The following is a 14,527-nucleotide window of genomic DNA, read 5'->3' as shown; positions in this document are numbered from 1 at the left end:
GTGATAGAGCTAAAGGATACTCTAATGAAGAATACTGGAGAAGAGAGCACAGATTTTATAGCTTTACACGTCAAAAATAGAATGACTTTACGAAATCGTAACATAAAAGTTATGTAGTACATATTGGAACAATAGTGTTTTTGTGATAGATTAGATTTACTTGGCAAAGTAGAATGTGAGGCGAAAAAATGACGAAGCATTGTCCGAATTGCGGAAATGAAATTGATGATAAAGAAGTGAAATGTCCTGAATGCGGTTTTGTCTTTTCAGAGGATATAGAAAAAGTTGAAAATAACATAGCAGCTGAACAGGAGGATTCAACACATCATAGTGAAGACACTTCCTCTCACTTTTCGGCGGATGAACAAAATGAAAACATTGAATGGGCCGATCTTAAGGATTTAAGTATTGGTCATGTGATGGATTTGTTCAATGAGCAGCAAGGGCAAAAAGATACTGACGAAGCTCAAGAAGAAGTTCAAGAATTAGAATCAGAAGACATTCTTTCAACGGAAGAGAATGACGAGACAGAGGGTGAACTTGACGATGCTTTAGAGAGTAAAGAATCGTCAAAAGATGATCAGGTAGAAACAAATGCTGAGGAATCGACTGCGGACTCAGAAGAAAGCACTGACGAAATGACAGACGCAGAAGATTCACCTGAACCGGAAGATGTGAGTACGGGCAGCTTGAAAGAATATATCGAAGCTCACAAAGAGGAGCAGAGGCTGGCAGAGGCTGAATTAACTTCTGAAGCAGACAATGAAAAAACACCAGAGCAATCTGAGGACAACAAATCGTTGGATGCAGAATCGGCAGTTGCAGAAGAAATGCTTGAAGAAGCTGCTGATACTACAGAAAATGACGGAGATCATGCACCCGAAATAGATGAACAGTCTGAAAGTGATGGAACTGATATTGATTCTAAGGATAAAGTTCCGGCACTGGGAGCTATTCCAACTAAAAGTAAAAAGCCGGAAGAAATCGAAATGGATGCTGCTCCGATATTCTTTGAGGAAAAAGATATCTTGCCTTCTGAACTTGGACCAAAGAAGAAATCTCAATTTGCTACATTTGATAATATAGAACGCCCAAAAACTTCGCGTTCTGAAGTACCTGAACCTGAAAAGAAAAAAAATAAAAAAGTACCTGTCTTTTTAGCAGCAGCAGCAATTCTTGCTATAGGTGCGGGCGGTTGGTACTATGTTCAAAACCAAAATGGGAATCAAAAACAGGAAGCTAAAGTTGATGACTCAGAAAAAACTTTGCTGGCTGAGACGAAGACAGCGTTGGGTAACTATTTTACGGACAAGGATCAACTGTATATCAAGCCGGATATGGTTGCTGTTAGTACAGAGACGATTGAAGCTGATTTAAAGGAACTGAAAGATCAGGATGGCTATAGTGATTTAGAAAAGACTTTGAATGAAATCAAAGAAAAGCAAGCATTGATCACCAAAGTCAATGAGCTGTATGTGTCACCGGTTATTTCAGGAAGCTCTTATGAAGAGGCGGCAATCGCTTCTGATAAGGAAGTTACCATGGAAAAAGAAACAGGAACAGACGGTTTTTCTAAGCTGATCAACCAGGCAATCGATGGTGCACAAGCACAGTATGACCAGCTGGATAAGGCAAAGAATGCAGTTGATATCATCTATAAAGATGGTCAGGCTCGTACTCTGTTGACGCAGCAAACATATGAAGCCGCAGTAACAGAGGTCAATAAGGTCAAAAATGATGAATTGAAAAAATCATTGACGGATTCTTTAAATGGAGCCAAAGCTGCTTTAGCGGGTGAAACATCCGAGAGTAGTGAGACGGAACAGCAAACGGCTGTTGCTGGTACAGAAACGAATGCAGCCACAGATGCGGCTAGTGGAACTGGATCAGCAGCAGTCGATGCTCCTGCTGCTGAAGTAAATACTTCTCTAGACCCAAGTGCTTTTTCAGCACCTGACAGCAGTGGAGTCTATACAGCTCCTGTTTATACAGCGATTCCGGAACAAGTTGCAGATACAAGTAATGCAGCATGGGTATGGGCAGCAGGAATCAAGGAGCAGGTTATTGCAACTTGTATGAGCCGCGGCTATATTGTAGATGGCGGTTATTATCTAGAACCTGCGAGAATTGTTAATGGACAAGGGTACTACAATTTATACAAAACAGATGGGACCTATTTAGTGACCATCAATGCACAGACCGGTTGGTTTAAAGGGAATGCCTCAAGAAATGCCGGACGCTGATTCAGCGTATCATCATGGCAAATCCAGATTAACCAAAGCTCGGAAAGATGAGGCAGTTTTGACGTCAGAACAGTAAACCCAGCGTATTTGGTTTCTGCTGATCACGTTTTCTTTGTTTAATCAATTGTTTATTAGAGAAAAGAGTTTGGGAGCAACACGATATCCCGGACTCTTGTTCTATTATCGAAAGAAAAGCATCAATTTGTGAATGGAGGAATTTACTCTTATGGAGGAAAGAGGGTATGAAACATTTAGGGAAGGGGTATCTGCTTGTCTGCCGACTGTACTCGGGTATGCAGGAATCGGCATTGCAGCTGGCGTTGTAGGCAGAAGTGTCGGCTTGTCTGTTTTTCAAGTTGCACTTATGTCAATACTTGTTTATGCAGGAAGTGCGCAGTTCATCATCTGTGGAATGTTGGCAATACAAGCACCAGTTTCAGCAATTATTTTAACAACATTTTTAGTAAATTTAAGGCATTTTTTGATGAGTATGTCTGTAGCTAGTCATTTTTCTGATGAGCCATTGATTACAAATATTGGTATTGGCAGTCTTCTGACAGATGAGTCCTATGGTGTGTTGATGACTGCTGTTGCAAATGATTATAAGATAAGCTCTGTCTGGACCCATGGATTGAATATTACTGCCTACTTGGCTTGGATTGGATCAACGGTAGCAGGGGCACTGCTGGGCAGTTGGATTCCTGATCCTAACATGCTTGGATTAGATTTTGCATTGGTTGCGATGTTTGCCGGATTGTTTGTACTACAGGTAGATCCCGCAATCAAAAAACAAACGAAAAAAACAGTGATCGTCCTGTTGGCTGTCTGCATATCCTTATATGTATCGATGCGTTTCGTTTCGTCAGAGGTAGCTGTTTTGATTGCTACTTTGTTAGGCTGCGGAGTGGGGGTGACGATACCGGATGCTGAATAGCTATGTTTTGCTTACGATTTTAGGTTGCTCCATAGTGACCTGGCTGCCTCGGATCATTCCGTTTGGGTTAACGAAAAAGATTGCTTTTCCGAAGCCGTTATTAAACTTTTTATCCTACATTCCAATTTGTATTTTAACAGCGTTGCTGCTCCAAAGTATACTTATATATAAAGAAGGGGAATTTCCCCGAATAGAATTGATTGAAGCCATCAGCTGTATTCCAACATTGCTTGTTGCAATTCGAACAAAGGATTTGATGAAAACAGTGATTGTAGGTGTCGTTACAATTGCATTGTTAAGACTTATTTTTTAAGTTGAGAAAGGAAAATGAAAATGAATGAATTATTAGGAAATGTATTTACTGCGTTGATTATCGATCAGAATGATCAGTATTACTTTCTACAAAAAAACGGCGTAACTTTCCGTCTTGCTAAAGAAGAAGGCGAGCACCAGCTGGGGGAAGCAGTAGAAGGATTTGGGTATTTGAATCAGAAGCAGGAACCTGTTATGACAACTGTGATTCCTCAAAGCCGAATTGGACACTATGCTTTTGGAACAGTAACTGGTGTTCGAAGAGATTTGGGTGTTTTTGTTGATATTGGTTTGGAGGACAAGGATGTTGTTGTTTCTCTTGATGAGCTTTCAACGATGAAGGAGCTTTGGCCAAAAAAAGGGGATCGCTTGATGATTGCATTGAGAGTCGATGATAAGGGGCGAATCTGGGGCGAACTGGCAGATGAAAAACATTTCAAGGCAATGTCAAACCCAGGAGATTCAGAGATGCAGAATAAAAATATCTCAGGAACTGTTTACCGTCTGAAAATGGCTGGAACGTATGTGCTGACAGAGGATTTGAGAATCGGCTTTATCCATCCCTCAGAACGTTTTCAGGAACCTCGCTTGGGCGAACAGGTCAATGGTCGGGTCATAGGAGTTCGTCCGGATGGGCTATTGAATCTCTCTTTGAAGCCGAGAGCACACGAAGCAATTGGCGGCGATGCAGGAATGATTTTGACTTTTCTTGAACGTTCTGCTGAAGGACGAATCCCTTTTACAGATAAATCAGATCCTGAAGAAATCAAGCAGGCTTTTGGCATCAGCAAAGGACAATTTAAACGAGCAATTGGACATTTACTAAAAGAAAAGAGAATCAAGCAGGAAGATGGCTATACGATTTTACTGAAAGATTAAGGATTGCTTTTTCTAATTGAGAATCTCTTGCAAATATTGTTAAGTTAATTTATACTTATTATAATTTAAAAGTACAGATATCTTATGTAGATTATAATAATTATAAATAAGGAGTTTTCTCTTATGAGTTCAACAACAGCATTAAAGAAAATAAAACAACAACTGCATGAGTCCGGCTTCAAACTGACGCCACAGCGGGAGGCAACCTTGCTGGTTTTACTCGAGAATGAAAAGGACCACATGTCGGCAGAAGAAATCTATTTCTTAGTAAAACAGAAAAGTCCTGAAATCGGTCTGGCAACTGTTTATCGAACATTGGAAATCTTAACGGATTTGAAGGTGATCGATAAGGTTAGCTTTAATGACGGCTTAGCTCGATATGATTTGAGAAAAGAAGGAGCAAAACATTTCCACCACCATCTTTTATGCTTGGAATGTGGAAATATTGAAGAAGTAGAAGAAGATCTTTTAGGCGAAGTAGAGGAAATCATTGAACAACGCTATCACTTCGTGGTCAAGGATCATCGATTAACATTCCATGGGATTTGTCTGGAATGTCAGAAAAAGAATAAGGAATAAGATTTTTGTATAGACAAAGAGCCAAGACAAACAATTGTCTCGGCTCTTTTTTATTTTATGATATTCATTACTAATTTATAGATTAGCAAACTTTTCCAACAAACGAATCATTTGGCAAGTGAAGCCATATTCGTTGTCATACCATGCAACAGTTTTAACCAGCTGGAAATCTCCTGCTGTAGTTACTTCTGTTTGTGTTGGATCAAAGATAGAACCTTCTGTTGTTCCGATAACATCACCAGATACGATTTGTCGGTCATCATAACCAAATGAAGGATTATCTACTGTATGCTTCTTGATTGCTTCATTGACTTGTTCTGCAGTTACCTTTGTTTTTAAGATAGAAACTAATTCAGTGAGTGAACCATCAACAACGGGTACCCGTTGCGCATGACCTTGTAGTTTACCATTCAGCTCTGGAATAACTAAGCCGATAGCTTTTGCCGCTCCAGTTGAATGAGGGATAGTATTATCAGCAGCAGAACGAGCAGCACGTAAGTTACCGCCTTTTACAGGACCGTCCAACAGCATTTGTGTAGAAGTATAGGCGTGGACTGTTGTCATTGTACCAACTTCAATACCAAACTCGTTATTCAAGAAGTACGCCATTGGTGCCAAACAGTTTGTTGTACAAGAACCTGCAGAAATGATTTTATCTCCTGCATCTAAGGTATCGTCATTCACGTTATAAACAATTGTCTTCATTGCGCCGGCCGGAGCGGAGATCACAACACGCTTCACACCAGCATTCAAATGGGCTTTTGCTTTCTCTTCTGAAGTATAAAATCCAGTACATTCCAAGACAATATCAACACCATTTTCTTTGGCCCAAGGAATTTTACTTGCATCAGGCTCTGCATAAACACGAGTTTCTTCACCATCAACAACAATGGAGTTTTCAGTTGCAGTGACTGTTCCAGGATAAGTTCCGTGAGTAGAGTCAAACTGTAATAGCTGAGCCAGCATTGTTGGGCTGGTCAAGTCATTGATAGCTACCACTTCAATATCATCTGAAACTTCTTTAATACGTCGAAAAGCAAGACGGCCGATTCGGCCAAAACCGTTAATACCTACTTTAACTGTCATAATGAAAATTCCTCCTTCAATTTTAGTACACTTCTAGTTTGCGCCCCCGTTATTTTTTTGTCAAAAGATACACCTCAAAAGGGAGCATACCTATATAACAAAAGTTGATGATGGGTGGTTCAGATTAAAAAGAAAAGTGAAGGGAGACTAAATTGTTTTTTTATCTGAACAGATGAAGTAATAAGGAACTTGAAAAAAGCTTCCCCATTCTTTTCTCAAAACAGAGAAAGAGGGGAAGCTTTTATTCTACATAGACCATTTTGTACAAAGGATACTCAGGGGCAGCAGAAAGTTCAATAATATTTTTTCTAAAACGTTCATAGCGCATATCACAGTAATCCAGAAAATTATCTCCGCAATAATGTCTGATCAATGCCCAAACTGTCCAGAGAAGATCCTGAGCCATGATATAGCCCTTTATTTTCATTATATCCTCAATAGAATAACCATCAGGATAATAGGTTTCGAGTAATATATCGATTGAAGACTCAGGGAGTCTGGTTTCAATAATGTATGCAGCTAAATCCCAATTGGCATCATTCAAGCCGGAGTATTCCCAATCAATCAGGTAGTATTGGCCATCGGCTGTTGCTAAGAAGTTCTCAGGAACAGTATCGTTGTGACACGGGACCAGCTGAGATTCTACAATGTGATCTGTAAAGAAGCTCAGAAGCTTACTTTTCAGGTCATGATAATCAAAGAACAGGTTTCCATGGATTTGCTCGATGATTTCTTCATATTTTTCTAATTCATCTAACCATTGAAAGTGATTGTCAAAATGAACAGGGCTTGTGTGTATTTTCTTCATTACTTGAGAGACAGCAGCTAGGTTTTCAGGAGAAAATGGATTGGACTGAGCTAGATTTTTGCTGTCTGGAATGAAACGGCTGATTTTGATGCCTGTTTCAGCATCAAAGTAGATACACTCAGAATTGACTCCAAATTGAGAAGCAATCCCGTTATTTACCTGCTCGATCTCTCTGTCGATCATCTGTTCGGTTAGCTTCCCCGGTTGTCGGATAACATAATCATCGCCATGGATATTCATAATATAGTTGTAATTCGTCAAGCCGCCGGCAAAGACAGAACGATCAAAAGTTAGAGTATCATCCTGAAATACCTCCCGCAGCTTATCCTCAATGATCTGTTCGATATTTTGCTGTTCAAAATTCATTTCATTGTGAGTTGTCATAAAATAACATCCTATCAAATTTATTCTAAGGAACTGAGAAAGGTACATCAAGCTGGCAAGCAACACTCATAGTCGATGCTTTTCCAATGTAAATTTCGCAGTAAATATCAATTTTGAAGTTTTAGTTTCGTACAAAGAAGAAACTAAACAAATTTTTCTGTAAAAATGCTTCAATGATGCCATTATACTTTATTTTCTTACTAAAAAAAAGGGATATACGGAGCTGATTTTCTGTCAAAAAGGACAAAAATATCTTAAAAGTACAAAAATATCTTGATTTTACAATCCTCGAAAAGTAATCGGTTACAATAATGCAAAATCATCTCTTGAATCTTCCATTCTTTAAAGATTCTGCATGATAGTATGAAATCAATAAAGAAGCGCTTTCGTTATGACAGCAAGAAAATCTTATTTTTAAGTTGTTCAATTTGACTGCGTTTGTTATATGAAGGAAGAGAGGAAGGACAAAAATGGAGTATCACGGAGATGAAGCATTGGGCTTGATTGAAACAAAGGGCATGGTTCCGGCAATCGAAGCGGCAGACACTATGCTGAAGACTGCAGATGTGGAGCTTGTTTCATATGAAAATATTGGGTCGACGCTTGTGACTGTTATGGTCAAGGGAGATGTTGCAGCGGTTAAATCAGCTGTTGAAGCTGGAGCTAAGGCAGCTGAAAGAATCGGTGAGCTGACAGCAGCGAATGTTATGCCAAGACCGATCCGACCAATTGGGCAGATCGTTATGGCACATGACATAGATAAAAGCTGAAGGAAAAGGAGGAGTAAGTCAATGACAGATGCATTAGGTTTTATTGAGACATTCGGTCTGGTGTTTGTAATGGAAGCGGCGGATGCCATGTGCAAGGCGGCGGATGTTGAGCTGATTGGTTATGAAAATGTGGCATCAGGGTATATCTCAGTATTGGTCAAAGGCGATGTCGGTGCAGTAAATGCCGCTGTAGAAGCCGGTGTAGCGGCGGTCGAAGGTATGGGCGCGGAGGTATACAGTCATAACGTGATTGCCAGTCCTCATAAAGATGTTGAGAAAATCATTGATAGATATGGATTTGATATCTAATTTAATTGAAACAAAAGGATAGAGGTGGATGAATGTATAAAGTTGACAATGATCTTTTATCCATTCAGGAGGCCAGAATTTGTATCGAACGTGCAAGGGAAGCGGCAGTCGAATTGTTGAGCTTTTCTCAGCAGGAGCTGGATGACATTGTTGAACAAATCAGTACATCTATTGAAGCGTTTAGTGATCGATTAGCAGAACAAGCAGTAGAAGAAACAGGTTATGGCTGTTTAAAGGATAAAAAGATCAAAAACAGGTTTATCTGTAGTTATTTGCCTAAAAAACTTAGGAATGAGCGTTATGTAGGTGTTCTTAAAGAAGATCAATTGAACAAAACTATGGATATAGGTATTCCGATTGGTCCAATTGTTTGTATTCCTCCTGCAACGAGTCCGACAGCAACAACGATTCACAACGTCCTGATTGCAATCAAAGCAGGAAATCCGATCATTGTTGCACCGCATCCTCGTGCAAAACTGGTTATCCAACAAACAGTTGAGCTTCTTTGCAAAGCAGGAGCTGAAGCCGGGCTGCCGGAGGGAACGATTCAATGTATGCAGATGGTTAGTCTCAGTGGAACCAAAGAGCTGATTGATCATGAAGATTCTGCATTAACAATTATTACAGGAGTACCTAAACTCTTGCCGATTGCCAAGAATGCAGCTAAGCCTTTCATTTATGGAGGAAGTGGTAATGGACCAGTGTTTTTAGAACGCTCCTGTGATGTCAAACAAGCTGTGACCGATATCATTGCCAGTCGCACTTTCGATCATGGAATTGTCTCTGCAGCAGAGCAGTCGATTGTTGTTGACGGTCCGATCCTAAACCATGTAAAAGAAGAGTTTACCAAACAAGGAACTTATTTTATTGATCGGCAAGAGGCTGCTGCCCTTGAAAAAATATTATTTGATCATGATCAGACAGTAAACGCTGAGGCAGTGGGTATATCGGCGGTTTCTCTCGCTAAATTAGCAGGACTTACTGTGCCTAAAGAGACAAAGCTGCTTATCTATGAGCAGGAGTATGTCTCTGATTCTAATCCCTTTACACAAGAACTACTATGCCCAGTCGTTGCGTTGTATGTAGAAGAGGATTGGCAGCATGCCTGTGAAAAATGTATAGAGCTATTGGTGGAAAACGGGAAAAGTCATACTTTGGTGATCCATTCCAAAGATGAAGCAGTGATTCGGGAATTTGCTTTAAAAAAACCAGTATCACGAGTGTTGGTCAATACTCCTTCAACCTTTGGAGGAATGGGAGCAACGACAAACCTGTTCCCATCAATGACATTAGGAAGTGTAGCATTAGGCAACGATGAAGCATCAGATAATATTTCTCCTCGACACCTAACACATATTCGCAAGGTAGGATACGGGGTTCGAATGATTTCGGATTGTCTGGATCAACCATCCAATCAAATGACACAAGCACTAACTAAGAATGAAGAAAACACTGATTTTGATGAAATCGGGGCAGTCATTAGACGAATGATTGAAATCATGGAATAAAGAGGTGAGTAAAATAATTGATCAGTTTACATTGAAAACAAAAATTTTTGCTAATCAAGGCTCTTTGAAAGAGTTAGAGAAACTTAAAGGGCGAAAAGCCTTTATTGTGTCTGACAAAGTAATGGCAGAATTCGGGTACTTGAGTCAAGTAATCGATCATTTGACTAAGGCTCAGATCGGCACAGAAAGCTTTACCGGTATTCAGCCCGATCCCGACACAAAGGTCGTAGCTGAAGGACTGAAAGCTTTCCAAAAAGCAGATCCTGATATTTTGATTGCAATTGGCGGCGGCTCGGCTATTGATGCAGCAAAAGGAATTTTATATGCAGCAAGTCAGTTTATTGACTGTTCAAAAGAACGACCGTACTTTGTTGCAATTCCTTCTACGAGTGGAACGGGATCGGAGGTCACTGATTTTTCTGTTATCACTGCAGGCGGGGATAAAATCTGTCTTGTTGATGAATTTATAGCACCGGATTTAGCTATTCTTGATGCAACATGTATCAAGAATGTCCCAAATAAGGTTGTTGTTGATACTGGTATCGATGTGCTTGTTCATGCGACAGAAGCATATGTTTCTTCGAAAGCCACAGACTTCACCGATGCAATGGCAGAAAAAACGATTCAACTCTTATTTGAACATTTGCCTATTCTTAATCAAGATATTCAGAATTCTTACTCCAGAGACCGCGTTCATAATGCTTCTTGTATGGCGGGGATTGCCTTCACGAATGCTGGATTAGGGATTACACACAGTTTGTCTCATGCGATTGGAGGGAAATTCCACCTGGCTCATGGCCGCTGCAATGCGCTGCTTCTTGAGGTAGTGATTGAATACAATGCTGAATTAAATGGTTCAGCCAATACACTGGCTGCTGAGAAATATGCAAAGCTGGCTAAGATGTTGAACTTACCAGCGAGAACGATAAGAGAAGGCGTTGTCAGTTATGTTGATGCGATAAAAGGCTTGAAACGAGAGCTGGGAATTGAAGGTGGTTTTGGTGAGTTGATTGCTGAGCAGGACTATCAGGATAGTCTTGTATACATGTCTCAGGCAGCGAAAAACGATCGCTGCACACCGTCTAATCCAAGGGAGCCTTCTGTTGATGAACTAAGGGAGATTTATGAAAAAGTCTATTAAATAGTAATGGAATGAGAGGGAAAGAAATGAATATTAAAGATATTTCAGAGAAATTCACAAACGTAGCAAAGGATATGTCTCCGGAAGAAAAATCCGCTATGTTGAAATTATTCCAAGGAATTTCCCAAGAACTAGGGAATTCGGGAGATGATTTGACGGTTACCTGTGCTACAGATGCATCAGTAGCTGTAGATTCAGTAAATCCTGAGACCTACCCAGAGGGAATGACGCATCGCTTAAAACGTCTAAAGGATAACTATTTAACTGCTGTACCTAGCATCACAACACACCGTGCGAAAGCCGTGACTCAGGTTGTGAAGGAAAACCCCGGGCTGCCGACAATCATGATGCGGGCGAAGGCCTTCAGAAAAGCTTGTGAAACAGCGCCATTACTTATCCAAAAAGATGAACTAATTGTTGGACATCCATGTGGTGCACCGCGAGCCGGAGCATTTTCACCGGATATTGCTTGGCGTTGGACTAGGGATGAATTGGATACGATTCATGAGCGTGCTCAAGATCCTTTCTATATTTCGGATGAAGATAAGCGACTGATGCGTGAAGAGTTTTTCCCATTTTGGGAGGGGCGTTCCCTAGACGAAATCTGTGAGCAGCAATACCGTGAAGCCGGCTTGTGGGAATTTTCAGGTGAAGCATTTGTCAGTGATTTATCTTACCATCAAATCAATGGCGGCGGCGACTCTAATCCAGGCTATGATGTCATTCTTATGAAAAAAGGAATGAAGGATATTCAGCAAGAAGCAAGAGATCATCTAGCTGGTTTATCGATGGAAAATCCAGAGGATATCGATCGCATTTATTATTACAAATCTGTTCTTGATACAACAGAGGGTGTTATGACCTATGCAAAACGTTTATCCGATCATGCTTATGAGCTAGCACAAAGGGAAAATGACCCAAAACGGAGAAAAGAGCTGGAAAAAATCGGTGAAATCAATGCCAGAGTACCTGCGAACGCACCGACAACCTTCCATGAAGCATTACAATCTGTATGGACCATTGAATCACTATTCATGGTGGAAGAAAACCAAACTGGCTTATCGGTTGGTCGTGTAGATCAATATACGTATCCATTCTATGAAGCTGATAAAAAGGCTGGACGCTTGAATGATTTTGATGCGTTTGAAATTGCCGGAGCATTCCTCATCAAGTGTTCAGAAATGATGTGGGTATCCAGTGAAGGCGGTTCGAAATTCTTTGCCGGTTATCAACCATTTGTAAATATGTGTGTTGGTGGTGTTAAGCGAGAGGGCGGCGATGCCTGTAATGATTTGACTTACCTATTGATGGATGCTGTTCGTCATGTAGGCGTGTATCAACCGTCTCTTGCTTGTCGAATCCATAACCAATCTCCACAAAAATATTTAGAGAAAATCGTTGATGTTGTTCGTGCCGGATTAGGGTTTCCTGCTTGTCATTTCGACGATTCCCATATCAAGATGATGTTGGCAAAAGGCTTCAGTATGGAAGATGCACGTGATTACTGCTTGATGGGTTGTGTGGAACCGCAAAAATCAGGTCGTCTCTATCAGTGGACATCCACAGGATATACGCAATGGCCGATTGCCATTGAATTCGTATTGAATCGTGGTTGGATGCTGTGGCACAAGTCACAACAAGGATTAGATTTAGGCGAACTGAACAGCTTCCAGAGCTATGAACAATTTGAAGAAGCTGTGAAAAAGCAAATCCACTACATTACTCAGCTCTCTGCAGTTGGTACAGTTATTAGTCAACGTGTCCATCGTGATGTGGCTCCGAAACCATTGATGTCATTGATGATGGAAGGCTGCATGGAAAGCGGTAAGGATGTTACTGCCGGCGGTTGTGTTCACAACTGGGGACCAGGCTTGATATGGTCAGGTTTAGGAACATATGCCGATTCAATGGCTGCTATTAGAAAGCTGGTATTTGATGATAAGAAGTACACTCTTGAGCAAATGCGTGATGGCTTGAAGGCTGATTTCCAAGGCTATGAAGAGTTGCATCGTGATTGTCTGGATGCACCAAAATACGGAAATGATGATGACTATGCGGATTTGATTGCTGCAGATATTGTTAATTGGACTGAAAAAATTCATTCTCAATATAAAACGTTATATTCCGTTTTCAGTCATGGTACATTGTCGATTTCAAACAACACACCATTTGGAGAAATGCTTGGTGCATCAGCGAATGGGCGAAGAGCATGGGCACCATTATCAGATGGAATCAGTCCAACACAAGGTGCGGATAAGAAAGGACCTACAGCAATCATTAAATCAGTATCGAAGATGGATGTTGCTTCAATGAACATCGGGATGGTTCATAACTTTAAGCTATTGCGCGGGATTCTGGAGACACCGGAGGGACGCCAGGGGTTGATTACGTTATTACGTACCGCATCAGTATTAGGAAATGGAGAAATGCAGTTCAGCTATGTTGATAATGAAGTATTGAAAGAAGCACAGAAAGACCCGGACAGCTATCGTGATTTGATTATTCGAGTGGCTGGCTATAGTGCATACTTCACTGAGTTATGTAAGGAAGTACAGGATGAGATCATTAGTCGTACAATGCTGGAGCACTTTTAAATAAACAAAAAAAGAGCATAGGTGATGGAGATGGAAAAAGTAATTCAGATTGAAAGAAAAGCTCGGATATTCAATATTCAAAAATATTCAATTTACGATGGTCCGGGCATTCGTACCTTGTTCTTCTTTAAAGGCTGCCCACTACGATGTAAATGGTGTTCCAATCCGGAAAGTATTGAAAAAAAACATCAAGTAATGTTTCAAAAGAAACTGTGTATAGATTGCGGTGCTTGTGTGAAGGTTTGCCCATTGCAGGTTCACAAAATGGACCCTGAGGTTGGTCATTATATTGATCGTTCGATCAATTGCGGTGGGTGTCGTGCTTGTGAAAAGGTCTGTCCTAAGAACGCCTTTACGATTTCCGGTGAGGATAAATTGATTTCTGAATTACTGGAGGTTGCTATTGAAGATATTCCTTTTTACCAGACATCAGGTGGTGGTGTGACTCTCGGTGGTGGAGAAGTGACGATGCAGCCGGAATTCGCAGCAAATCTTTTGATGGAATGTAGGAATGCAGGTATTCATACAGCAATCGAGACTTGTGGTCATGCCCCGATGAAATCTTTGGTAAAAATTGCCGAGTTCTGTGATCTATTCCTGTTTGATTTAAAGCATATTGATTCCCAAAAGCATCAGGAGCTGACAGGAGTCCGAAATGAGCGGATTTTAGAAAATATGGAAGAGCTCCTTCGTAAAAGATACAATGTGAAGGTTCGTATGCCTCTGATGAAAGGGTTGAATAATGATCCTGATACGATTCGTCGAACCATTGAATTTTTGATGCCTCACAAAGAAAAACGGAATTTTCAAGGAATAGATTTACTCCCATACCACAAGCTTGGAGTAAACAAATACGACCAATTAGATCGAATCTATCCAATCACTCAGGATTTAAGTATGTCTGAAGAGGATCTTGATCGAATCGAAGAACAGATTTCTGAATACGATTTTCCTGTTAAAGTTATTCGACATTAGGAGGT

Annotated in this window: 13 protein-coding genes; 11 read left to right on the top strand and 2 right to left on the bottom strand. The window is 40.6% G+C overall.

The window, feature by feature from the left end:
- Window positions 1-188 precede the first annotated feature (188 nt).
- From I6N96_RS06095 to fur, 5 genes are all read left to right on the top strand, one after another.
- Complete coding sequence (locus I6N96_RS06095; RefSeq protein WP_209556634.1) at window positions 189-2,243, top strand: cell division site-positioning protein MapZ family protein; 2,055 nt, start codon at window positions 189-191, stop codon at window positions 2,241-2,243.
- A gap of 226 nt (window positions 2,244-2,469) precedes the next feature.
- Window positions 2,470-3,177 carry an AzlC family ABC transporter permease gene (locus I6N96_RS06090; protein WP_209556633.1) on the top strand — a complete coding sequence of 236 codons (708 nt, stop codon included), beginning with the start codon at window positions 2,470-2,472 and terminating at the stop codon, window positions 3,175-3,177.
- Complete coding sequence (locus I6N96_RS06085) at window positions 3,167-3,490, top strand: AzlD domain-containing protein (RefSeq protein ID WP_209556631.1); 324 nt, start codon at window positions 3,167-3,169, stop codon at window positions 3,488-3,490. The genes I6N96_RS06090 and I6N96_RS06085 overlap by 11 nt, the downstream gene beginning before the upstream one ends.
- A gap of 20 nt (window positions 3,491-3,510) precedes the next feature.
- Entirely contained in the window at window positions 3,511-4,368 is an 858-nt protein-coding gene (locus tag I6N96_RS06080; protein WP_209556630.1) for a CvfB family protein, read from the top strand.
- A 123-nt stretch (window positions 4,369-4,491) separates the two neighbouring features.
- Entirely contained in the window at window positions 4,492-4,947 is a 456-nt protein-coding gene (gene fur / locus I6N96_RS06075) for a ferric iron uptake transcriptional regulator (RefSeq protein ID WP_209556628.1), read from the top strand.
- Window positions 4,948-5,022: 75 nt separating this feature from the next.
- Here fur and gap read toward each other — a convergent pair whose 3' ends face one another.
- Together gap and I6N96_RS06065 are read right to left on the bottom strand one after the other, a co-directional pair.
- Window positions 5,023-6,033 (bottom strand): type I glyceraldehyde-3-phosphate dehydrogenase, encoded by a 1,011-nt coding sequence (gene gap, locus I6N96_RS06070; RefSeq protein ID WP_209556626.1) that lies wholly within the window; start codon window positions 6,031-6,033, stop codon window positions 5,023-5,025.
- 241 nt (window positions 6,034-6,274) lie between these two features.
- The gene (locus I6N96_RS06065) at window positions 6,275-7,225 is read right to left on the bottom strand and encodes a choline kinase family protein (RefSeq protein ID WP_209556624.1); all 951 of its coding nucleotides are present in this window, start codon (window positions 7,223-7,225) and stop codon (window positions 6,275-6,277) included.
- A gap of 470 nt (window positions 7,226-7,695) precedes the next feature.
- Here I6N96_RS06065 and I6N96_RS06060 point away from each other — a divergent pair, with 470 nt between their 5' ends.
- The 6 genes from I6N96_RS06060 to cutD are packed head-to-tail and all read left to right on the top strand — an operon-like array spanning window position 7,696 to window position 14,522.
- Entirely contained in the window at window positions 7,696-7,995 is a 300-nt protein-coding gene (locus tag I6N96_RS06060; protein WP_209556622.1) for a BMC domain-containing protein, read from the top strand.
- 21 nt (window positions 7,996-8,016) lie between these two features.
- A complete protein-coding gene (locus I6N96_RS06055) occupies window positions 8,017-8,304 on the top strand; it encodes a BMC domain-containing protein (protein ID WP_209556621.1) in 288 nt (95 codons plus the stop codon).
- 32 nt (window positions 8,305-8,336) lie between these two features.
- Complete coding sequence (locus I6N96_RS06050; protein WP_209556619.1) at window positions 8,337-9,812, top strand: aldehyde dehydrogenase family protein; 1,476 nt, start codon at window positions 8,337-8,339, stop codon at window positions 9,810-9,812.
- Between the two features lie 4 nt (window positions 9,813-9,816).
- The gene (locus I6N96_RS06045) at window positions 9,817-10,953 is read left to right on the top strand and encodes a 1-propanol dehydrogenase PduQ (RefSeq protein WP_209556617.1); all 1,137 of its coding nucleotides are present in this window, start codon (window positions 9,817-9,819) and stop codon (window positions 10,951-10,953) included.
- 26 nt (window positions 10,954-10,979) lie between these two features.
- Window positions 10,980-13,547: a choline trimethylamine-lyase gene (cutC, locus tag I6N96_RS06040; protein WP_209556615.1), complete on the top strand. Its 2,568-nt coding sequence runs from the start codon at window positions 10,980-10,982 to the stop codon at window positions 13,545-13,547.
- A gap of 24 nt (window positions 13,548-13,571) precedes the next feature.
- Window positions 13,572-14,522 carry a choline TMA-lyase-activating enzyme gene (cutD, locus tag I6N96_RS06035; protein ID WP_209556613.1) on the top strand — a complete coding sequence of 317 codons (951 nt, stop codon included), beginning with the start codon at window positions 13,572-13,574 and terminating at the stop codon, window positions 14,520-14,522.
- Window positions 14,523-14,527 lie beyond the last annotated feature (5 nt).

The sequence above is a fragment of the Enterococcus larvae genome, from assembly GCF_017830045.1.
Taxonomy (GTDB): Bacteria; Bacillota; Bacilli; order Lactobacillales; family Enterococcaceae; genus Enterococcus_L; species Enterococcus_L larvae.
The sequence above is the reverse complement of the archived record's forward strand: the minus strand, read 5'-3'. Positions and strand labels throughout refer to the sequence as shown.

Bases quoted from the DNA above. Each gene is read 5' to 3' on its own strand.
- cutD (WP_209556613.1), top strand. From the start codon at position 13,572: ATGGAGATGGAAAAAGTAATTCAGATTGAAAGAAAAGCTCGGATATTC.
- I6N96_RS06090 (WP_209556633.1), top strand. From the start codon at position 2,470: ATGGAGGAAAGAGGGTATGAAACATTTAGGGAAGGGGTATCTGCTTGT.
- I6N96_RS06095 (WP_209556634.1), top strand. From the start codon at position 189: ATGACGAAGCATTGTCCGAATTGCGGAAATGAAATTGATGATAAAGAA.
- I6N96_RS06060 (WP_209556622.1), top strand. From the start codon at position 7,696: ATGGAGTATCACGGAGATGAAGCATTGGGCTTGATTGAAACAAAGGGC.
- cutC (WP_209556615.1), top strand. From the start codon at position 10,980: ATGAATATTAAAGATATTTCAGAGAAATTCACAAACGTAGCAAAGGAT.
- I6N96_RS06055 (WP_209556621.1), top strand. From the start codon at position 8,017: ATGACAGATGCATTAGGTTTTATTGAGACATTCGGTCTGGTGTTTGTA.
- fur (WP_209556628.1), top strand. From the start codon at position 4,492: ATGAGTTCAACAACAGCATTAAAGAAAATAAAACAACAACTGCATGAG.
- I6N96_RS06050 (WP_209556619.1), top strand. From the start codon at position 8,337: ATGTATAAAGTTGACAATGATCTTTTATCCATTCAGGAGGCCAGAATT.
- gap (WP_209556626.1), bottom strand. From the start codon at position 6,033: ATGACAGTTAAAGTAGGTATTAACGGTTTTGGCCGAATCGGCCGTCTT.
- I6N96_RS06080 (WP_209556630.1), top strand. From the start codon at position 3,511: ATGAATGAATTATTAGGAAATGTATTTACTGCGTTGATTATCGATCAG.
- I6N96_RS06085 (WP_209556631.1), top strand. From the start codon at position 3,167: ATGCTGAATAGCTATGTTTTGCTTACGATTTTAGGTTGCTCCATAGTG.
- I6N96_RS06065 (WP_209556624.1), bottom strand. From the start codon at position 7,225: ATGACAACTCACAATGAAATGAATTTTGAACAGCAAAATATCGAACAG.